Annotated in this window: 14 protein-coding genes and 1 tRNA gene; 9 read left to right on the top strand and 6 right to left on the bottom strand. The window is 48.9% G+C overall.

What is annotated here, in order from left to right; genetic code table 11:
* Positions 1-156 precede the first annotated feature (156 nt).
* Positions 157-405 (top strand): hypothetical protein, encoded by a 249-nt coding sequence (locus tag H8K43_RS12815; RefSeq protein ID WP_186904200.1) that lies wholly within the window; start codon positions 157-159, stop codon positions 403-405.
* A gap of 190 nt (positions 406-595) precedes the next feature.
* Positions 596-2,749 (top strand): M3 family metallopeptidase, encoded by a 2,154-nt coding sequence (locus H8K43_RS12810; protein WP_186904199.1) that lies wholly within the window; start codon positions 596-598, stop codon positions 2,747-2,749.
* 79 nt (positions 2,750-2,828) lie between these two features.
* Here H8K43_RS12810 and H8K43_RS12805 read toward each other — a convergent pair whose 3' ends face one another.
* Both H8K43_RS12805 and H8K43_RS12800 read right to left on the bottom strand, forming a co-directional pair.
* Positions 2,829-3,176, bottom strand: a complete 348-nt coding sequence (locus tag H8K43_RS12805; protein WP_408058533.1) for an energy transducer TonB — start codon at positions 3,174-3,176, stop codon at positions 2,829-2,831.
* A gap of 82 nt (positions 3,177-3,258) precedes the next feature.
* Positions 3,259-5,004, bottom strand: a complete 1,746-nt coding sequence (locus H8K43_RS12800) for a methyl-accepting chemotaxis protein (protein WP_230403927.1) — start codon at positions 5,002-5,004, stop codon at positions 3,259-3,261.
* A 510-nt stretch (positions 5,005-5,514) separates the two neighbouring features.
* On the opposite strand from H8K43_RS12800, the gene xdhA reads away from it, so the two are divergent.
* The 3 genes from xdhA to guaD are packed head-to-tail and all read left to right on the top strand — an operon-like array spanning position 5,515 to position 10,630.
* Positions 5,515-7,011, top strand: a complete 1,497-nt coding sequence (gene xdhA, locus H8K43_RS12795) for a xanthine dehydrogenase small subunit (RefSeq protein ID WP_186904198.1) — start codon at positions 5,515-5,517, stop codon at positions 7,009-7,011.
* Positions 7,008-9,335, top strand: a complete 2,328-nt coding sequence (gene xdhB / locus H8K43_RS12790) for a xanthine dehydrogenase molybdopterin binding subunit (protein ID WP_186904197.1) — start codon at positions 7,008-7,010, stop codon at positions 9,333-9,335. Before xdhA ends, xdhB begins: the two co-directional genes overlap by 4 nt.
* Entirely contained in the window at positions 9,332-10,630 is a 1,299-nt protein-coding gene (gene guaD / locus H8K43_RS12785) for a guanine deaminase (protein WP_186904196.1), read from the top strand. Before xdhB ends, guaD begins: the two co-directional genes overlap by 4 nt.
* Before the next feature lie 160 nt (positions 10,631-10,790).
* Here guaD and H8K43_RS12780 read toward each other — a convergent pair whose 3' ends face one another.
* The 3 genes from H8K43_RS12780 to H8K43_RS12770 form a co-directional block, all read right to left on the bottom strand.
* A complete protein-coding gene (locus H8K43_RS12780) occupies positions 10,791-13,628 on the bottom strand; it encodes a TonB-dependent receptor domain-containing protein (protein WP_186904195.1) in 2,838 nt (945 codons plus the stop codon).
* 535 nt (positions 13,629-14,163) lie between these two features.
* The gene (locus tag H8K43_RS12775) at positions 14,164-17,235 is read right to left on the bottom strand and encodes a TonB-dependent receptor (protein WP_222611034.1); all 3,072 of its coding nucleotides are present in this window, start codon (positions 17,233-17,235) and stop codon (positions 14,164-14,166) included.
* An 818-nt stretch (positions 17,236-18,053) separates the two neighbouring features.
* The gene (locus tag H8K43_RS12770; RefSeq protein WP_162019605.1) at positions 18,054-18,596 is read right to left on the bottom strand and encodes a c-type cytochrome; all 543 of its coding nucleotides are present in this window, start codon (positions 18,594-18,596) and stop codon (positions 18,054-18,056) included.
* Between the two features lie 226 nt (positions 18,597-18,822).
* On the opposite strand from H8K43_RS12770, the gene H8K43_RS12765 reads away from it, so the two are divergent.
* The 3 genes from H8K43_RS12765 (at position 18,823) to H8K43_RS12755 (ending at position 20,631) form a co-directional block, all read left to right on the top strand.
* A tRNA-Arg gene (locus H8K43_RS12765) sits at positions 18,823-18,899 on the top strand.
* Between the two features lie 104 nt (positions 18,900-19,003).
* Positions 19,004-19,786: a substrate-binding periplasmic protein gene (locus tag H8K43_RS12760; RefSeq protein ID WP_186904194.1), complete on the top strand. Its 783-nt coding sequence runs from the start codon at positions 19,004-19,006 to the stop codon at positions 19,784-19,786.
* 29 nt (positions 19,787-19,815) lie between these two features.
* Positions 19,816-20,631 carry a substrate-binding periplasmic protein gene (locus H8K43_RS12755; RefSeq protein WP_186904193.1) on the top strand — a complete coding sequence of 272 codons (816 nt, stop codon included), beginning with the start codon at positions 19,816-19,818 and terminating at the stop codon, positions 20,629-20,631.
* Here H8K43_RS12755 and dinB read toward each other — a convergent pair.
* Entirely contained in the window at positions 20,614-21,669 is a 1,056-nt protein-coding gene (dinB, locus tag H8K43_RS12750; protein ID WP_186904192.1) for a DNA polymerase IV, read from the bottom strand. The two genes, H8K43_RS12755 and dinB, sit on opposite strands and share 18 nt — an antisense overlap.
* A gap of 261 nt (positions 21,670-21,930) precedes the next feature.
* Between dinB and H8K43_RS12745 the strand changes: the two genes are divergently transcribed.
* On the top strand, positions 21,931-22,398 hold the full coding sequence (locus H8K43_RS12745) for a thioredoxin family protein (protein ID WP_186904191.1): 468 nt from the start codon (positions 21,931-21,933) through the stop codon (positions 22,396-22,398).
* Positions 22,399-22,425: the final 27 nt, after the last annotated feature.

The following is a 22,425-nucleotide window of genomic DNA, read 5'->3' as shown; positions in this document are numbered from 1 at the left end:
TTCGCCGTCTGCTGTTGCTCCTGCTGCTAGCACTGGTGCTGGGACTATGTCTGCTCGGCTACTGGCAAACCTCCTTTGTTTTCGAGCTGGCGAACCGCTTTGTGCTATGCTGAATTGCTATCCTATTCACTTTAAATAAGCTTTACAGCTGAGGCGATGAAAACAAAAGATAACAACTACTGGTTTCCGGCGAAGACCTACGGCTGGGGCTGGAGCATCCCCAACAGCTGGCACGGCTGGGCGGTACTGGCGTTCTACCTGCTTGCAATACTGCTCAATACCATTCTGGTGCAACCGGTCTATGGCCAGCTGGTATCGCTGCTTGGCATCGCCGCAGCCAGCCTGGTACTGATCGCGGTTTGCTGGCTGAAAGGTGAGCCACCGCGCTGGCGCTGGGGCCGCTAAGCACACACTGCGTCACCGTTCACCGCTGCCCGTAGACGTGGCAGCAGGTTTGATCTGAACTACCTCTTCCGGTTTCCCGCGCTGACCGCGCAAACATCACAGCCAGTATCCACCAACGCGGAATTTTTTTCCGTAGCTGCGGTCTGATGCTATGCTCTGATCCCTTATTCTTTTTTCCTCATATCCAGTCATGAACAAAACCCTGCTCATGCTGTTGTGCTCTGCGCTGACTATCCAGACCAGCTATGCAGATGAAACAGCGCCTACCCAGACCGCCAGCAACAAACCAGCATCGATAGCCCGTGCCGCGTACAATCCTTTGTTAGCCGCCAGTACCCTGGCATATGAATTACCGGCATTTAATAAAATCCGCAATGAACACTTTGCACCGGCCTTTGCCAGCGCTATCCGTGCACACGAAAAAGAAATCGCGGCGATTGCGAACAACCGCGCCAAACCCAGCTTTGAAAACACCATCGTGGCACTGGAGCGCTCAGGCCAAACCCTGAACCGCGTCAGCACGATCTTCTTCAATCTGACCGCAACCCATACCAATCCGGTGCTGGAAGCCTTATCCAGCGAGATGGCGCCGAAATTATCTGCGCATCAGGATTTGATTTCGCTGAATGACAAGCTGTTTGCACGTATCGAGCAAATCGTTAAAGTACGTGATCAATTGAAACTCGATGCCGAATCCTCACGCTTGCTGGACCGTTACTACACCGATTTTGTACGTGCCGGCGCGAAACTGGATGCAACTCAAAAAGAAAAGCTGAAAGCCCTGAATGCACAACTGGCGACGCTGGGTAATCAATTCAGCCAGAACGTCTTAAAGGAAACCAATTCCTCGGCGCTGGTACTGGAACATAAAGAAGATCTGGCCGGTTTATCGGATGCGGAAATCCAGATCGCTGCTGCCGCCGCCAAAGCCAAGGGCATGGATGGTAAATTCCTGATTCCTTTGATGAACACCACTGGACAACCAGCAATTGCCAGCCTGGAAAAACGCGAAATCCGTCAACGCCTGCATGAAGCCTCAGTCAATCGCGGCAGCCATGGCGGTGAGAGTGACAATCGCAAGATCGCCATCGAACTGGCACGTCTGCGTGCAGAACGCGCGCAATTGCTGGGCTATACGCACTATGCTGATTATGGACTGGAAGACGAAACCGCCAAGACCAGCACAGCAGTCAACAAGATGCTGAGCGGCCTGGCACCGGCAGCTGTGGCGAATGCCAAGGCAGAAGCCGCAGAATTACAGAAGCTGATCGATGCCAAGCAAGGTGGCTTTCAACTCGCAGCCTGGGACTGGGCCTATTACACCGAACAATTGCGTAAAGAAAAATACGCATTTGATGACGGTCAGTTACGTCCTTATTTTGAGCTGAATCAGGTATTGGAAAAAGGCGTATTCTTTGCGGCGACCAAGCTGTATGGCATTACTTTCAAAGAACGCAAAGACTTACCGGTCTACCATCCTAGCGTACGCGTTTATGAAATTTTTGATGCCGATGGTAAGCCGATGGCGCTGTTCCTTGCCGATATGTATGCGCGTGACAGTAAACGCGGCGGTGCCTGGATGAATTCCTATGTCGAACAATCGCATTTGTTCGGCAAGAAGCCAGTGATCGCAAATCATCTGAATATTCCTCAGCCGCCAGCGGGCGAACCAACACTGCTGACTGTGGATGAAGTTAAGACCGCCTTCCATGAATTCGGCCACGCGCTGCATGGCTTGTTCTCTAACGTAAAGTATCCACGCTTCTCCGGTACCAATGTGCCGCGCGACTTTGTGGAATATCCATCCCAGGTCAATGAAATGTGGGCGACCTGGCCTGAAGTGCTGAAAAATTATGCAAAACACTACCAGACTGGCGCGCCGATTCCTCAGACTTTGCTGGACAAAGTCGCGGCCAGTAAAAAATTCAATCAGGGTTACACCACAACGGAGTACATCGCCGCTTCTTTACTGGATCAACGCTGGCATCAGCTGACGCCGGCGCAAATCCCTGCTGATGCAATCGCGTTTGAGCAGGCTGCCTTAAAAGACATGGGTGTCGATTTTGCACCGGTACCACCGCGTTACCGCACCACGTATTTCTCGCATATTTTCGGTGGTGGCTATTCGGCTGGCTACTACGCCTATCTGTGGAGTGAAGTGCTGGATGCGGACACGGTGGAATGGTTCCACGAACAGGGTGGTCTGAACCGTAAAAACGGCGACTGGTTCCGTCAGCAATTGCTGTCACGCGGTGGCAGTATTGATCCTATGGAGTCTTTCCGTCAGTTCCGCGGACGTGATCCCAAGATAGAACCGCTGCTGTTACGCCGTGGTTTGAAATAAGACATAACCGGGGCAGAAGTTTGCCCCGTCAATAAAAAAGAGCGCCGAGGCGCTCTTTTTTATTGAACTACTTAATCACTTATTCCAGCTTCCAGACGAAATCCACCTTAGCCCAGGCCTGATCCGCTTTACCATCCTTAGTACCAGGTTTGAATTTGCACTGAGCCAATGCCGTCAGCGCTGCTTTATCCAGGCTCTTAGAGCCGCTGGATTTTTCGACTTTGGAATCGACCACTTTACCATCTGTACCAACCAGAAAACCCATGGTAACCGTGCCGGTTTCCTCGTTGATCAGAGCAGCCTTAGGATATTTTGGTGGCTCGCAGGATTTGCTGTCCATCACAGGTGCAGTGTCTGCAGCCATCGCATGGGATGCTGCCACCAGCAACATGGCAGGAAAGAGGGAGGAGCGCAGAGATTTCATCATATCGTTTCTTTTCATTTCTGGTAAAAATAAACAGGAATTGTTGTGACTGTCCCGCCAACAGCGCCAGCGGGCGCTAACTCAGTTAAAACTCTTCCCAATCATCATCAGCAGCTGCTTTCTTAGATACAGGTTTCGCCGCCGGCAGCGACCGCACAGTAGCTGGCTTTGCCTTAGGTTTCACGCTGACTGGCTCTACACGACGGGCTTGCGGTGTATGAACCGGCGCCGCTGCTGTCTGATAGGACGAATAGCCTTCATTAGCATCCAGTTTAAATACACTGACCACTTTCGCCAGTTCTGCCGCCTGATCCTGCAGACTCTGGGCCGCCGCCGCCGCTTGTTCTACCAACGCAGCATTTTGCTGGGTCACGCCGTCCATCTCGATGATGGCATGATTGACCTGCTCAATACCCACGCTTTGTTCCTGACTTGCCGCCGTAATTTCGGCAATGATGTCGGTCACATGTTTAACACTGCTGACCACCTGATCGATCGTCACACCGGCTTGTCCTACCAGTTTAGTACCGACTTCAACTTTCTCAACCGAGGTATCGATCAGGGTTTTGATTTCCTTGGCCGCTGCCGCACTGCGTTGTGCCAGGTTACGGACCTCGGCAGCAACTACCGCAAAGCCACGACCCTGTTCACCCGCACGTGCCGCTTCTACCGCTGCATTCAAGGCCAGAATATTGGTCTGGAACGCAATACCATCAATCACACTGATGATGTCGACGATTTTCTTGGACGACTCATTAATGGAGCCCATGGTGTCAACCACTTGTGCCACCACGACACCACCCTGACGCGCAACTTCCGAAGCAGAAGCTGCAAGCTGATTTGCCTCACGAGCATTGTCTGCATTCTGTTTCACTGTCGAGGTCAGTTCACGCATAGAAGACGTAGTTTTTTCCAGCGAACTGGCTTGCTGCTCAGTACGGGAAGACAGATCCAGATTACCGGTTGCGATTTCGCTGGATGCTGTGGCGATAGTATCTGTACCTGAACGTACCTGAGCCACGATATGCACCAGACTGTCACGCATTTTTTTCATTTCAACCACCAGGCTGTCGTCATCACCCTGGCTGATGTCTATCGGCGCTGTCAGTTCACCGGCTGCAATCTGACCAGCGATCTGCGCTGCATAATCAGGCTCACCGCCAAGTTGTTTGAGCAGGCTGCGGCTGATGAAAATGGCAGCCGCAATACCACCTACCGTGGCAAGTGCACCCAATAACAGCATCCAGCGCGTTGCAGAACTAAATGCGGACTTGGCTTCATCTGCCACTTCATTATTGATCTTATCTTCCAATGTGACCAATTCATCGAGGGAATCTAACCAGGCTTGCTGTACCGGACGTACTTTTTTGATCAGCGTAATGGTTGCAACTTCAGGATTATTTGCCAGGCCTAATTCCTGTGCCTTGGCAGGTAAGGAAGCAGCCGCTGCTTCTTTTTCTTTTAATTTGTCGAGCAGTGTTTTTTTCTCTGGGGTAGAGCTGCCTTCGGTTTCTATCAGCTTGAACAGCTTGTCATTGGCATCTGCGTATTTCTTAGTCTGTTCAGCGATTTTTGACAGATCTTTTTCCATATCTGCAGCATCGTTTAACAGCGTCAGATTCCGCAAAGACACCATGCGATCATACACAATCGCACGCATATCTAAGGCCAGACGGGTTTCTACATTGCTGACATTGACGATTTTTTCCAGTCGGCCCTGAATTCTGGACATCTGGGTAATGCCGACGATAGTAACGGCAATAAGGAAAGCTAATACCAGAGCGAAACCTAACCCCAGACGCTTGCTAACGGTCATATTTGAAAAATTCATGTACGTAACTGGTATGAAAAAGTTAAAACAAGAACAAAATCCCGCCATGAAAACTGAAATACTGCACAGCAGGACCAGGAAGCAAAACCACTGATTTTTTTCGTTCACACTGGCTTAGACCACTGCAAACTTCCGACAAAAAAACACTATTCAGGGAATATGTAACAAATATACTTTAATTTTGCCATGTGGCAATCGCTTTTTTGGAGTTTTATCAAAGTAAATCAGCGCTTTTTATGCAGCACTGACAATAGAAAATCTGATTTCATACTCGCCTGGCGATTGCACTATTTTTGTGCAAATGATTTATATGCTGCCATCTGCAAAAAGCCTGAATTTTCTTTGCTTTAGGTACAGCTTAGATGGCAAATTACCTGCAAGCATTTGGCTTCTGATAACGCGCATCATCTAATTGATATGAATCCAGGTTGATGAAAATGCTAACCTGTACTTCATATAAAAAGTCTGACACTAAGCAGCACTTTCACAACAATTTTCCATGGAGACAGCATGTCTGCGCCGATTCGTTATCTGTTTCAACAACAAGTCCGTGAAGTGACGCAGGTGTCACCAACCCGCACTCTGTTACAGCACCTGCGCGAAGATCTGCATTGCACAGGAACAAAAGAAGGATGCGCGGAAGGCGATTGTGGTGCCTGTACCGTTGTAGTAGGGGAGTTACTTGATGGCAAGGTTGAAATGAAGTCTGTTAACGCTTGTTTGCAATTCCTGCCAGCGATTGATGGCAAAGCGGTGTTCACCGTTGAAGATGTTCAGCAAGCGCAGCAACTGCACCCGGTACAGCAGGCACTGGTCGAATGTCACGCTTCTCAATGCGGATTTTGCACGCCAGGCTTTGTGATGTCCTTATGGGATTTGTATCTGCAACGTGAGGAAAGTCATACGCCACTGAACCGCAACACCATCAACATCGCGCTGTCTGGCAATTTGTGCCGCTGCACCGGCTACCGGCCCATCATAGCTGCTGCCCACCGCATGGAGCAGCTGCCGCGCGTCAAATTCAATAGTCAGGCGCTGGCACAACAACTGGGTTTGCTAAAGCGAGAAGATAGTCTGCGCGTAGAACATGCGGATCAGCGTTTTGATGCACCTCAGACCTTACAAGAATTATTGGAATTAAGAGCAGCACATCCTGGTGCCGTGTTGCTTGCTGGCGGTACGGATATTGGCCTTTGGGTGACCAAACAATTCCGCGCTTTACCGCATCTGATCTCGCTCGGAAAAGTCCGGGAGTTACAATCCATCAGTGAGCAAAGCGAAATACTGGAAATCGGTGCCGCTGTGACGCTGGATCGGGCTTATCAACACCTTTGCAAGTATTACCCCAATGAACTTGGCGAATTGGCGCAGCGCTTTGCTTCACTGCCGATACGGCATGCGGGTACGCTGGGCGGCAATGTGGCCAATGGCTCGCCGATAGGAGACTCTATGCCTTGGCTGATTGCATTGGGTGCGCAAATCGTTTTGAGCAGCCTGTCCGGTCAGCGGCACCTGGCACTGGAAGACTTTTATCTGGCATATCAGAAAAAAGACCTGCGTGCCGATGAGATCGTCAGTGCGATCCGGATACCTTTGCCTGAGTTGCCGCCACAATCGCCAAGACTGTTCCGTACCTATAAACTGGCTAAACGCTATGACCAGGACATCTCTGCGGTATGTGCCGCATTTTCCACACGCTTAGTGGACAACAAACTACAGCAAGTCCGCATCGCCTACGGTGGCATGGCTGCCACACCTAAGCGCGCGACGCAGGCTGAACTGGCGCTGGAAGGACAGCCCTGGGATGAAGCCCATTTGCAGGCTGCAATAACGGCGCTGGCGAACGACTATCAACCCTTATCAGATATGCGTGCGAGTGCTGAATACCGTTTGCTGACCGCACAGAATCTGCTGAAACGCTTTTGGCTGGAAACCCGCGCCGGACTGGCGTCACCGGCTACTCCTACGAATGTTTTTGCGGTCGCTGACCAGACGGAGCAAGTATGAAATCCAGCGCGCTCAATTGGACTGAAGTTGGCATCTCTCATCCACATGAATCGGCTCATCTGCATGTATGCGGGCAGGCCAGCTATACCGACGATATACCGGAATTGCACGGTACCCTGCATGCTGCACTGGGCTTGTCACCGTATGCGCATGCCAGACTGCTGGAACTGAATCTGGAGGCAGTACGTGCGGCACCGGGTGTGGTGGCGGTATTCACCGCCAGCGATTTTCCGGGAGATAACCAGTGTGGCCCTATCCTCAAAGACGACCCTATACTGGCACAGGATGTAGTCGAATATCTGGGACAACCGGTGTTTGTGGTGGTCGCCAACAGCCATCAGCAGGCGCGCAGCGCAGCGCGCTTAGCCCAATTCAAAGTAGAAGCTTTGCCTGCAGTCCTCGATCCGCGTGCAGCACACGCAGCTGGCAGCTATGTGTTGCCACCTATGGCATTGCAACGCGGCGATGCGGAACAGGCTTTGCTGCAAGCTAAGCATCGCTTACAAGGTCAGTGGCAGGTCGGCGGTCAGGAACAGTTTTACCTTGAAGGCCAAATTGCCTACGCCATTCCTAAAGAAGCGCAGGGCATGCATGTGTATTGCTCTACCCAGCATCCAAGTGAAATGCAACATGTCGTCGCGCATGCACTGCATATTCCTTCACACAGTGTGCAGGTGGAATGCCGTCGCATGGGTGGCGGCTTCGGCGGCAAAGAATCCCAGTCTGCCTTGTGGGCAGGCGCAGCAGCACTAAGTGCCTGGCTGCTGCAACGTCCGGTCAAGCTGCGTGCCGACCGTGATGATGACATGATGGTGACCGGTAAGCGACACGAGTTCCACTACGACTATGAAGCTGGTTTCGACGACAACGGACGTTTAACGGGAATCCGTGTTGCCATGATTTCGCGTGCTGGCTTTTCAGCTGATTTGTCAGGTCCGGTAGCCACCCGTGCGGTCTGCCATCTGGATAATGCTTATTATTTATCCGATGTCGATATCCGCGCCATGTGCGCAAAAACCAATACCCAGTCAAATACTGCTTTCCGTGGTTTTGGCGGACCACAAGGCGCTATCCTGATTGAATACATCATGGATGATATCGCGCGCTATCTGTGTAAAGATGCGCTGGAAGTCAGACGCCAGAATTTCTACGACCGTCCTGACAGTGGCGAGCGCAATATCACGCATTACGGTCAAACCGTGGCTGACAATGTGATCCACGAATTAGTCGCAGAGTTAGAACTTAGCAGTGAATACCAACAGCGCCGCCGTGCGATTGCCGCCTACAATGCCAGCAGTCCTGTCTTGAAAAAAGGACTCGCGCTGACACCGCATAAGTTCGGTATCGCATTTAATGTCACGCATCTGAATCAGGCCGGGGCGCTGGTTCACGTGTATCTGGATGGTTCAGTATTGGTGAATCATGGTGGTACCGAGATGGGACAAGGGGTTAACACTAAGGTCGCGCAAGTGGTAGCCCATGAGCTGGGTATTCCGCTGGCACAGGTGCGCGTGAGTGCTACCGACACCTCTAAAATCGCTAACACCTCAGCTACCGCAGCCTCTACCGGCGCGGATCTGAACGGTAAGGCGGCGCAACATGCAGCCAGCCAGATACGTGATCGGCTGGCCGCATTTGCCGCTGGCTTATCTGGCCTCAATGCGGAACACGCAAGTTTTGCCGCAGGCCAGGTGAGCATAGGTTCATGGAATATGGCTTTCAGCGAGCTGGTACAAAAAGCCTATCTGGCGCGGGTGCAGCTATGGTCTGACGGCTTTTATGCGACGCCGGGCTTACACTGGGATGGCAAGGCCATGAAAGGCAGCCCTTTCCAGTATTTCGCCTATGGCGCAGCGGTGTCCGAAGTGCTGGTCGACACCCTGAGCGGTGAGTGGAAGCTGTTACGTGCCGATGCCTTATATGATGCAGGTAACTCACTGAATCCGGCGCTGGATATAGGTCAGGTAGAAGGCGCCTTCATACAGGGCATGGGTTGGCTGACCAGCGAAGAACTGGTGTGGAATGCGCAAGGTAAGCTGACCACACATGCACCATCGACCTATAAAATTCCGGCCATCTCGGATTGCCCTGAAGATTTCCGCGTAAAATTATTCAATCAAGCTAACCGTGCTGACAGCATCCATCGCTCCAAAGCCGTCGGTGAACCGCCCTTGTTACTGGCGTTTTCCGTGTTCTTTGCGCTGCGCGATGCGATCGCCAGCCTGAATCCGGATACAAAAATCAGCGTAGCGCTGACCGCACCCGCCACACCGGAAGCGATACTGCGCGCGGTGCAATCCATCAACTCACAGAAAACATCATGACAGCCACACTCGCCCTGCGCGCCAGTATCCTGCACTTCAGCGCCGATCCCCAGTACCACCCGGATGCCTTGCAATGGCATACCGATGGCCTGCTGCTGATCAGTGAAGGACGGGTGGTCGTTGCGGGTGATTACACCCAGTTGCAAGCACAGATACCGGCCGGTGTTGAAGTTCAGCATCTGCCTGGCCGCATTATCATGCCTGGCTTTATCGACAGCCATGTGCATTATCCGCAAACGGATATGATTGCCTCACCGGCACCGGGCTTACTACCGTGGCTGGAACAATATACCTTTCCAACCGAACGACAATTTCAGGATGGTGAACATGCCAGTGAAGTAGCACGATTTTTCCTGGATCAGCTCAGCGCCTGCGGCACCACGACCGCCATGGTGTACAGCACCGTGCATAAGGAATCGGTAGACGCATTCTTTACCGAAAGCGCTGCGCGTAATATGCGCATGGTGACTGGTAAAGTCCTGATGGACAGACATTGCCCGGAATTTTTACGCGATACCGCAGAAAGCGGCGCACGGGATACGGAAACGCTAATACAACGCTGGCATGGCAAGGGCCGCCAGCTGTATGCGATCACACCGCGTTTTGCACCTACCTCTACCACCCAGCAACTCGGATTAGCCGGGGAGTTAGCCCAACAATACCGCGACACTTTCATCCAGACCCATGTCGCTGAAAACAAAGATGAATGTGCCTGGGCCAGATCGCTATTTCCCAATGCGCGCAGCTACCTGGATATCTACGATCAGTTCGGCCTGATGCGTGAACGCGCCATGTATGCACACTGTATCTGGCTCGATGATACCGACCGTGCGCGTATGGCAGAAACCGGTTCAGCCATCTCTTTATGCCCGACTTCGAATCTGTTCCTGGGTAGCGGCTTATTTGATTTTGATGCGGCCAATGCCGCCAAAGTCCAGCTGTCGGTCGCGACCGACGTTGGCGGCGGCACTTCGTTTTCTATGCTGCAAACGATGAATGAGTTATACAAAGTCGCGCGCATGGGCGGACGCTATCTGCCAGCCAGCCAAATGTTTTATCTGGCTACTTTAGGTGGTGCAAAAGCCATGCAACTGGATCATCTGATCGGTAATTTTGCAGCTGGCAAAGAGGCTGATTTCATCGTGCTGAATCCGCAAGCGACTCCATTGCTGGCACGCCGCAGCGCGCATCTGAACTCGCTCGAAGAACAATTATTTGTACTTGCCATGCTGGGAGATGACCGCGTTGTGGAGCGGACTTATATTGCGGGGGAACTGGCATCAGCAGTGCCTTAACTTGTCGGTGCCGTTTTCATTCCAGTTTGCCAAAGAAAAACCCCGGTTAATAGCCGGGGTTTTTCTTTGTTTACACAATATTGGGGTAAGAATTTCCCACCCCAATATTGCTGCCACCGATACGTTTATCCCGGCACTGTCAAACGACAGTGCCGACGCATCAGAAGCGGTAATTACCAGTTACATAGATCTGACGACCCAATGGGCTGGCATAACGTCCATCAAAGCCTATCTGGTTACCACCACCAGCAGTACGTACTGAGAATGGCGGATCTACGTTAAACAGGTTTTTGATACCGACAGTTACTGCCAGTGCCTTGTTAACCTGAGCACGTGTTTGCCAGTCAAACGTCATGTACGAGCTGACGTCACGTTTCATATCAACATAGTCACCGAGTGTACCATCTGCATTCACAGCTTTCACTGTACCGTCGTCAGTAGTCACTACTTGATCGTGGTAGCCAGAACGATAGTTCATCGCAACTGTGTGGGTGAACATATCAGACTGTTTCAGACTTGCAGCAACACGGGTAATCACGCGGAATACCACATTGTTTCTGGAGTCAAAACGACCAACTGAATTCTCTACTTCGGTGCCTGGCACCTGGAAGTCAGCATTCAGCATATAAGTACCTGTCCAGTTAATGGTCAGAGCGCCCAGTGGTGTTGCTGTCTTGAAGGAGTTATCCCAGTCGATACCGCGATAATTCGCATCAGCCAGATTGTAGTAAGGCAGCAAAGTGGCCAGTTTATTTTGGCCCTGACCCGCGTCAAATACAGTAGAGAACAAGTTGTTGTACTTAGCAGGATTCGCAAACGGGTATGTTTCTGGCAGTTTATCAATCTGGTTTTTGATCTGTACATTCCACAGATCCAAACCAACGGACAAGGAAGCAGTTGGCTCCAGACGGAAACCCAGTGTCCATTGTTTAGACTCTTCCGGCTTCAGACCATTGTCGCCTTTCAAAGCGTTACCACCAGCCAGCAAGTCATACTGGGTGTTACCTTTACAGTCAGCAGCACGTGGATCAGGTGCTTTTACCGGGCAGTTGTATTTACCGGAAGTCACACCAAAGTCTGACACTGGCTTAGTGATTTGCTCCATATCAGCAACTTTGAAACCAGTGCCATAGGAACCACGCAACAGTATTTTGTCAGTTGGACGAAGAACAGCGGAGAGTTTGTAGGTTGCCTTGGCATTTTCATTACCTTGAGTTTCAGCACCGATTAATTTGCTGTTCAGGTCAAATACTTTGCCATTTTTTACTGCATCATAGCTGTCATAACGAACCGCTGCAGTGACATCCAGATTTTTAAAAACCGGAACCAGCAACTCTGCGAAAGTACCCCAGTTCTTACGGGATGCATCTACTGGCAAGGCACCTGGTGCACTGCCGAATGGTGTATCTGTGAAGTTAGGTTGCTGTGGATTAGGTCCTTGAGCAATCGCACTTGGATCAAATGCATAGCTTTGTTTGGACAAATCAGCACCAACACCCAGTTGTGCCATACCGCCTGGTGCATTAAAAATTTCACCGGAACCACGTACGCTCAGCACATCCAGCTTGACTGTCGTTTTATCCTGATTTTCATGCAGAATTGCTGGAGCCAGTGCCGCCTGGGCAGAACCAGCAGGTGCAAACGGATCAAAGCCACCGGCGTTTTTGATCGCCAGGTACTTATTGCGACTCATAAAACCGCCAGCATATTCGGTTGACTGCTTGTTTTCAGAGTGTACATACGACACTGTGTAGTCATAGCCTTTAAGCACGCCATTGACACCCATGGCGATATGCTTGGCATCAGTTTTATACTCATTGGCACGACCGCCGGCATCAACCAGACGCAAATTCATCTGTGCTTTTGCTACGTCTGCCGGATTGACACCCAAGGTCGCCAGGTAAGGTGCCACATTTTTTAAATAGGCCGGGTCAGTTAAAGACAAACCGATAACCTGAGCTGGTGGAGCGAAGCGGCCAGTCAATGAGAAGCGTGATGCGACAGCCTCGGCGAAGAAGCTTGTATCATCATTGATCTTGTAATTTAAGGAACCAAACAGACTGTCACGTTTGGACTCAGGCAACAACATCACCGTCGCAGCGTAGTCAAACCAGCAGGATTTATCAGTCGCAGTACCGATATACGATGTATTCGGCGCACATTTACCATCACGCAAATAGTTAGGTGAGAAAGTCAGGGTAGTCTGATCTTTTTTCGACAAGGTCACTGACGCAGGCGAGGTGTTCACAGCCAGTTGATACAGGGAATAACGCTTGCCGCCTTCGGTGAACTGCTGCAGGCCGGATTTTGCAAATTCACGCTGACTGGCGTTCAATTCTTTTTGCTCATCGTGCGCATACGAAACCAGGACATTAAAACGGTCCGATTCCAAATTACCAAAACCTTTGGAAATCGAGAAGTTGCTGCTGGAGCCACCATTTTGTTGTGGCTTATTGAAAGTCGCTTCGATGATTGCATCAGTCTGATTTTTCTTCAGAATAAAGTTAACCACGCCGGCGATCGCATCGGAGCCATACAGCGCGGAAGCACCGTCTGTCAAAACTTCAACGCGTTCAACAGCAGTAATTGGGATGCTGGACAAATTCACAGCACTGCCAGAACCATAAGAAGCGATGCGACGACCATTCAGCAGAACGAGTGTGTAACCTGCACCAATACTGTGAATAGATGCATTTTGTACACCGCCACCGCCACCGTTAACTGACTCGGAAGATGCGGTAAAACCTTGCATAGCAGGCAGACCCTGAACCAGGTCTTCCACGTTTTTTGCACCGGTTTTTTGAATTTCAGCATTGCTCAGTGTTTGCACCGGCAACGCACCTTCTTTGGCTATACGTTTAATCGACGAACCAGTGATTTCAACACGCTGAACAGCATCGTCAGCGTACGCAGCCTGAGCCATCAGACCTGCGCCCATCACCAGACCACTTGCACATATCACCCTGACTGCACGGGATATTTTTTTCTCAACTAACATGGGATTCCTCCATTAAGACACTTACAAGGTTTAGCTCACCACTCAGAAAGACTGGCGATCAAATGTTCTTTTATTATGTTTCTGAGTATTGCCATGGACTGACAACACTAAATTAAATTCCTATTGGCAACATTTATATATTGCTATGGGAAGTAAATCAGAGTCGCAATAAGAACATCTTGCATTAGTGGGTGTCAATGCTGCATTAGGAGAATTTTCGCAAAAAAACAACGCTCTGGCTCATACTGAATGAGCGGATATCTTTAACTTTTAGCTATATATCTGGGGTGTAATTGTATTTATTTTTAATAAATACTTGACCAATATTAGATACGCCAAATTTTGTTAATGAAGAGTACCAGAATTCAATACTATCTAAATTAGTCCCTTGCATACAAGTTTATCCATCCAAATCAATTTTCATCTAAATTTTAAATATTTTTTTCAAAAAAAAACCCACCATGCTAAGCATGGTGGGTTCAAAAACATCATTATTTTTATTTGGCCTGTAGCTATTTCTACAGATTAATAAAAATTAAAACTTGTGGTTGTACTCAACTGACAGTTTAACGCTACGTGGTGCAGTGTAACTAATTACACGGCCATAAGTAGGGTTGACATCATTGCCAGAATTATAAGTTTCTTCAATGGTTTGTATGGTTTGTTTATTGAGGAAGTTGAAAACATCGACCTTAAACGCCAAACCTTTGATCTGCTGTGGTTTGTAAGCCAGGTTCATATCCAGGCGTATATCCCATGGCAAGTTACCGTTTGTACCACGCGGTGCTGGTTTACCATTGCAGTAGAAATAGACGGAACCATAGTCATAGTTTGGATCAATTGTAGGATGATTACCAAAGCAGTTTTTCGGACGGCCAGATGCTGCAAGGAAGTTTGCACCAACGGTCCACTCAGGCGTCAGATCATAGAAACCATATGCCTTCAAAGAGTGGGTACGATCATTCGGTAACAATCCGTTCGCGTATTGCATCAGCTCAGGTGTATCCCAGGTAGACGTTGCGGCCACATCTGTCTGCGCATTATCAGATTTGGTCTGACCTTCGGTATTACCCTTACTACGAGACCATGTATATGCAACCTTACCGTACCAACCGTTGCGGTATGGGTGTTCAACAAACAAGTCCAGTGCTGTATAGGTGCGGGCAGCCTTTTCAAAACCTAATTCATCAGCTCTTAAGTGAACTTTAGTATAGTTTTTGCCTGTTCCGGAGAAATCAACCATAAAGTCATTGTCTTCACCAGGATTAAAGGACGCACAACCAAATCCACCCCAGTTATCTGTGTTGACTTTGTTACGTGTCGCCCAGGCATCGAATGGTCGTTGATCGCACAAGTCATCAATCGTAGCGCGCAGTATACGGTAAGTTGCCTTCGCACCGAAATTCAAGCTTGGGGAATAAGCACGCTCAAAACCCAGAGTAATTTCATCCTGATAAGTAGGCTTCATATTTAATGCGGATACCACATTAACGTCTTTTGCCTGGCCATATTCATTGTTGGATGAGAATGCATCTGTCAATGGCGTTAAGCCGGTTGGTGCACCGTTTTTATCAACGCCTGTGTATGTAAATGCCTGGCGAGTATATGTAGAACGGCTGGCCCCACGAACTGCCAGATGTGTTGGGATTTGCAAATGATAACGTCCTAAGCTACCAAATACCTTCATAGAAGCATCACCGTTGACATCCCACGCAGCAGCAAGGCGCGGAGCAATCTGATTCTTCATTTCAAGGAAGGTTTGATTATCACCATTTTTATTATTGAATTGCTCATTACGCAAACCAGCGGTAATCAACAAATCCTTAGTAATTTGATAGCGATCTTCAATATACTGTGCAGACTGATCGGAATACGCATTTGTCGCTGTGTTGAAAATTTGCTGGCGTACATAGTAGCCGTTGACACCGAAGCCACCACCGGACGCAACTGCAACTTTCTTACCTGGCAAACTGATTGGTGTATTTGGTGTACTTGTTTTAAAGTAACGCCACAAGGTACCACCAGCCGTGATATCACCCGCATTGGTTGAAGATAATTTGTTATCGTCCAAACCAGCACGCAAGGTGTGTTGTCCCAGTTTGTACTCAACGTCGAAACGGAATGATTTGACTGTATCCTCAGCACCTTTTGCCAGAATAGTCCCATCGAGCGCCTGATTATTCGTACACGCCAGTCCAAGATTACATGGGCTGGCAGAAGGGCTGGCATATTGAATCTGAGGAACGGTATTTTTCAGATCGTAAACATCATAGCCATCAAAGGTGTTTGCATGTTTCGCCTTGCTCTGACCGTACATTGCAGTCACAGTCAGATCATTGGTGATATTGCCGGTATATTTGAATATCTGAACATTTGCGCCGCCAGGTGTCACATTTGGTACGTTTGTATAATGTTCAGAAGAATTCAGTGTGCTGCCAATTGCACGGGTTTTATAGTCATAGCCATAGAGTTTCTGATCGCTCTTAGACTCATCACCGAGCAAAGTCAGCTCTAAGCGGTGATCATCTGTCAGATTCCAGTCAAATTTAGCCAGATAGCGCTGTGTCGTGTCTGCCATGTCACCCCAGCCCCATTTACCAGTCGCAGCAGGATCTGCAGCAGTTGTACGGGTGACTAATCCACGGTCTGTTTTTATTTGCTCAGCGGCAACAAACATAAACAATTTGTCTTGGATGATAGGACCACCAACATAAGCACCAAGGGTTTTCTCTGTGGAAGTATTATCTTCACGACGAATATACAAGATTCCATCAGTACCGCTATTGACCGCTGCACCTGTCTTTTCGTAATAAATATCTAAGGGCTTAGAACGGAGTGCGTTAGGAGTAATACTTGTACTTACGCCTGCTTCCCAGTTATTGGTACCACTTTTAGTCGTAATATTGACGACACCGCCAATTGAACGGCCAAACTCTGCACCAAAACCACCGGTCAATACTTGTGCCTGACCAATTGCACCAAATGGCAGCTCAGAAGCGCCTAACTGGGTCAAAGGATTCGTTACTGGGAAGCCATTGACGTAGTAGGCGTTCTCAGACGCACCACCACCACCAAAGCTGGCGCCACCCGCATAACGGGAATCCGCACGTGTTGTGTTTGGAGCCAATTGAATAATCGCATCAACATTTGTCGCGACTGGCAGCTTAGCCAGTTCTTTCGCTGTAAATGTTGCGCCATTCGTAGAGCTCGATACATCAATACGGGTACGGCGTGCAGACACTTCGACGGACTGAACTTCAGCGAAAACCGCTTCTGTACCCTGTCCTGCCAATGCGTCAAGCTGAACGCTACGGACTTTTGCAGTCCCATTCATCAGATCAGCACTGTATTTACCTGCTGGCAATGCGGTTGCCTGAAAACGTCCAGTTGCATCAACATTCGCTGTACGGGTTAAACCAGTCTCCAGATTACGCAAAACTACTGAGGTAGCGGATCCAGCCTTGACCACACCGTAGATTGTTGCTGTTGCATTCGACTGCGCCATAACGTCTGGCGTATAGGCGAATGAGACGACACCAACACCAAAAGCCAGTGTCAGAGCGCGCGCTACCAGTGTTTTTTTCAACACAAGATTTTTCTTTGACATATGAGTTCCTAAGTATCCAATTCAACAAAATGCAACATCGAAACAATTTTGAAACTGGTTCTATGCAGCTTGTTTAGTTGCGTGTTCTGCATGCCCCGATTAATTTTTGTAGTCATTGCTACGGTTCGTGGTCATACAGAGGCATGCAGCTGTTCAACACCTCACAATACTTCTGACAAATCTGTTTTTCACCCTGGGGGTTTGATTTTTGTATTCACATGCAAATCAGGTTTTCGTAGAAAACTCATCGATGTAAATTAATTTGCCAAAAAATATTATGTGCCATAGAACCATTTTGTCTGAGTGAGTGTCAATTGCTCCTTGGACAGCTTTCCCTTAAAAACAACATTGAAAAGAACAGCATATGTTCATAGCAAAAAAGTATGAGCTTTTTTTGTGCGTCGCAATATTTAATTTCCCCAAAGCTATGTTTTTTGAGAAAACTGTACTTAATTCTATAAAAAACCAGAAAATTCAAAATAATGTTTTCCCTAACTTCGGATAGTCACTAAAAATCAAGGGACTTATTTCTACATAGGTTTTTTGTTTTCACCAATTCCGTGCAGACTTCGCACCTCAATGTCAAAAATCTCACTTTTTCTGGGCAAGAAAAAATTTTTATTGGCTTAAAGAAAATTTGGCGTGTTGACAAAATTTTGTCTCATTTCCGCACTTGATTTCGACTAGGGAGAAGATCTTAGTAGCTCGCGCTATTTCCAGGTATTGAACACAGATTACATGCGACAGTTACAAGCGGTCGCAAAAAAAAACCTCCGCAAGCGGAGGTTTTTTGTTTCGCTGAATCAGCAATTAATCGCTCATTTAGCACTCGCCTCAGCCGATGCGGCAGCAGCTTTGACTTCTGGCTCTTTAAACTTGGCACCACCCGCATTGGCAAGATGCACAACAGCGCGTGCGACTTCAACATCATCGAGGTCGGGATTACCGCCTTTTGCCGGCATGGCGCGCAGACCGCCTATAGCGTGCTCTATGACCTTGTCATATCCTTGTGCAATACGCGGGCCCCATGCGCCGGCATCGCCAAATTTTGGAGCACCTGCCGCGCCGCTATCGTGGCAGGCAGCACACACCATTTTGTAGACGGCTTCGCCAGATTGCAATTGCTTAGGACCACTCACATCTTTAAAGGTGTAGCCTTCATCAGCCACTGGATGAATCCGGGTAGCAATAGCTTCCGGACTTTGTGCATTCGAGCCTGCGCCGGTTTGTTTGTCACTCGATACAAATTTTACCAACAGGACAATCACAATAATCGGCACCAGGAATCCGGCCAGCACAGCAAGGATCAGTTGTTTAGGTGTTTTAATCGCTGATTCGTGTTCGTCGTGCGCGTCGCTCATGATTTCCTCGTTGCAAAATGGGTGTAGGGAAGCTTGCCAGCAAGACCAGACCGGCAGCCTGAAAGCGAACGATTATAGAGCCAAAGATTAGGGTTGGGAACGCACACCATCTGAGCAGAAACAAGAAACGTGTCAATTTTATGTGCTAATCGACAATTTATTCCTTGCGGTCCTTGGACTGTGGGTAAATTAGGGTAAAATACCGCGCTTGCAGTAAATTATCCCCGCGCCAGTAGCTCAGTTGGATAGAGTACAGCCCTCCGAAGGCTGGGGTCGCACGTTCGATTCGTGTCTGGCGCGCCATCATTCCTCCCGCCTGGCAGTCCCTAATCAATGCGTCCGCTCTGAATTGCACGGGCAGTGTTGTAATACCTTGCAATTGTTTGTAAAGCTGTCACGCCAGTTTCATGTCCAGCATTTACAATCAGCCCATGGGTATTTTTTTCACTACATCGCTGATATCTCGTTTCTTGCTTATTGCGCTGCTTGGCGTGTCTTGTCATGCACAAACTGCTGAATTGACTATCGTCACCGAGCATCTGCCCCCGCTAAGTTATGAAGAGCATGGAGTTGTCACGGGTTACAGCACGGAAATCGTCAATGCAATTCTGCGTAACGCCAATCTGCAAGCCCCGATACAGGTTTTGCCCTGGGCCCGCGCCTATCAACTTGCTCAGACCCAGGCAAATACGCTGATATTTTCCATGACCCGTACAAAAGAGAGAGAACAAGAGTTTGTATGGATAGGTCCGGTCAGTCCGCGACAAATACATTTGTATAAATTAAAAAGTCGCAAAGACATTCAGATCCGGAATCCTGACGATATGCGGACCTATAAGTTAGGCCTGGTCAGAGAAATGGCATCCAGCAAAGAGCTGATCAAGAATTATGCGATTGAGGACAAGCATATCGATTACGCCCCAACAGTCGACTCAAATATGAAAAAGCTGTTGCTCGGCCGGGTCGATCTGATCGTCTCTCAGGACTGGAGCGCAGCCTATCTGATGAAAAGCTTAGGCCGACATCCGGATGAACTGGAGAGTGTGCTGTTACTGGACAATAAGCACCAGTATTACCTCGCCATGCAAAAGGACTCTGATCCGGTATTAGTGCAAAGAATCAGACAGTCATTTGAAAAAGTGCAACAATCTGGCCTGATGGAAAGACTCAGAATCAAATACATGCGCTAAACTGCCCTGCATTCTCTTGCGAGGCAGAAATGTTTACACGAATCATCCCTCCTCTTCTAAGTCTGTATTGTGCTGCGTTACTTAGCAGCCCACCAGCCTGTGCGCAGCAGGATGCATTGCGCCTGACCTCGCTGGAATGGTCGCCGTATGTGACGAAAACACTGCCTGGCGATGGCATGACCGCCAGTATCGTCAGAACAGCCGCACAAACTGCGGGATTGCGCACAGAAATCAGCTATTTCCCCTGGAGCCGCGCTGTACAGGATGGACTCAATAGTGAGCAATTCGATGGCTATTTTCCGGCTTTCTATCTCAAAGAAAGAGAAAAAGACTGCTACTTTTCAGGCAGTCTGGGTAATAGCATTATAGGATTTGCCAGTCTGAGCGACACACATTTCGACTGGGAAAATTTAAAAGATCTGAAGAAATATAAAATCGGTACCGTCCATGAATATGCCAACGGCGAAGTATTCGACGCTATGGTCAGACAGAAACAACTATTGGTTGATAGCGCACCATCTGATATCAGCAACCTGCGTAAGTTACTGGCAAAACGGGTAGATGTGATCGTGATTGATAAGTGGGTCTATAAGAGTCTGCTGATCAGTGATCACAGCCTTGGGCCAGAAAAGCAAAATATCGTGTTTCACCCTAAGGAACTGACCCAGTTTTCTATGCATATCTGTTTTCAGCGCAATGCCAAAGGACAGGCAAAGCAGAAGGCTTTTAATGCCGGGCTGGAAAAACTTCAGGTCAAAAAGATGGAAACTCAATATTTTCAGCAGCTACAGCTATCGGCCAGTGAATCGGTATGGGAAATCAGTAAGTCACAAGCAAAGTTCTAACTGTACTGATTCGTGTGACTGTTGCTCATGTAAACGCACACCGACACCCAGCAAACGTACAGGCAACTGGCGGCGTTGAAAACCGGTCTGTAGCAGTTGCCGGAACAAGTCGGCATCCAACTCGCGGGCCACACACTCTACCGTGGTGATGCGGAAATCAGAGAAGCGCAATTTGACGTAGAGTTTGTGAATGTGCGGCAAAGCATTGCATGCACTGGCGCGCCGCTGCAAATCACCGAGCAAAGCGGGTAACTCAGCAAGACAAGCTTCCGCACTGGGTAAATCCTGCACATAGGTTTCTTCCACACTCACGGACTTGCGTTCGCTGCTGACGATAACCTCTCTTTCGTCCACGCCACGTGCCAGAAAATACAGGCTACGACCCAATTTGCCGAAATGCTGCAACAAATCAGGCAAAGACCAGCTCAGTAAATCAGCGCAAGTCTGTATGCCTAGCTGGTGCAACCTGGCAGACGTCACCTTGCCAACCCCGAATAAGCGTGCTACAGGCAAAGCTGCCACAAAATCCGGCACCTGATGCGGCAAAATCACGAACAAACCATCGGGTTTATTCCAGTCGCTGGCAATTTTGGCCAGGAACTTATTTGGGGCCACGCCTGCCGACGCGATGATGCCGACTTCGCTTGCGACCCGGGCCCGGATCGCCATCGCTATCCTTGTTGCGCTGCCCTGATGATGAGAGGAAGCACTCACATCCAGATAGGCTTCATCCAATGAAAGTGGTTCAACCAGATCGGTATAGTCACGGTAAATGGCAAGTATCTGGCGTGATGCAATCCGGTATTTTTCCATTGCAGGCGGCAGGATCACCAGCTCAGGACAGCGTCGTACTGCCTGCGACATGGGCATGGCTGAGCGCACACCGTAACGCCTTGCCTCGTAATTACAAGTCGCCACCACACCACGCTGATCGGGACGCCCGCCCACAGCAAGCGGCTTTCCGCGCAAGGAACTGTCATCACGCATTTCGATGGCAGCGTAAAAGCAATCACAATCGCAATGAATAATTTTCTTCAACACAACACCAACTGTTTGATCGTGGAGATAAGCAAGCTGTCTATTGTAGCTGCCAAGCACAATTAAACTGTATATATATCCAGCATTATTTTGTAAAAATAAGCTTTTTTCGCAGAAAATGTTTATCGCCCATGCAACTATTTCTATTTTGCGGCATAGTTTTACATCTCAGTTTGAAATACCACATTCCTGCTGCCCAGGAACGCGCTATTCTTCTGCTGTCATTTAGCTGGTACCGCCAGCATTACAGGAATCCAATTTATGAAAAAAATCCTCACACTCATTTCTGCGCTGATACTTGGTATGTCACTGCACAGCGCTCAGGCAACTGGCAATGCTCCTTATGATGAGACTGCTGATGCACCAGCTGCAGTAGGCGCCGCACTGAAGCAGGCGCAAGCCAGTAAAAAAAATGTGCTTGTTATTTTTGGTGCAAACTGGTGTAAAGACTGTCTGGAACTGGACAAGTCCATGCATGGCCAAAGCGCAGATCTGATTGCTAAGAAATTCGTGGTAGTCAAAGTGAATGTGGGTCAGTTCGACAAAAATAAGGAACTGATAGAAACCTATGGCAATCCGACCAAAAAAGGCATTCCGGCAGCCGTCGTATTAAAGCCAGACAACACCGTATTGTTTGCCTCTAAAGGTGGTGAATTATCAAATGCACGCCGTATGAGTGAACAAGGCGTGTATGATTTCTTCAATCAAATCGTTACGCAGCACCAGTAATTCAGCCTGAACAGGCGAGTCTCACAG

The organism is Cognatundibacterium curvum (assembly GCF_014284235.1).
Classification (GTDB): Bacteria; Pseudomonadota; Gammaproteobacteria; order Burkholderiales; family Burkholderiaceae_D; genus Undibacterium; species Undibacterium curvum.
This window is presented reverse-complemented; position numbering and strand designations above follow the sequence as displayed.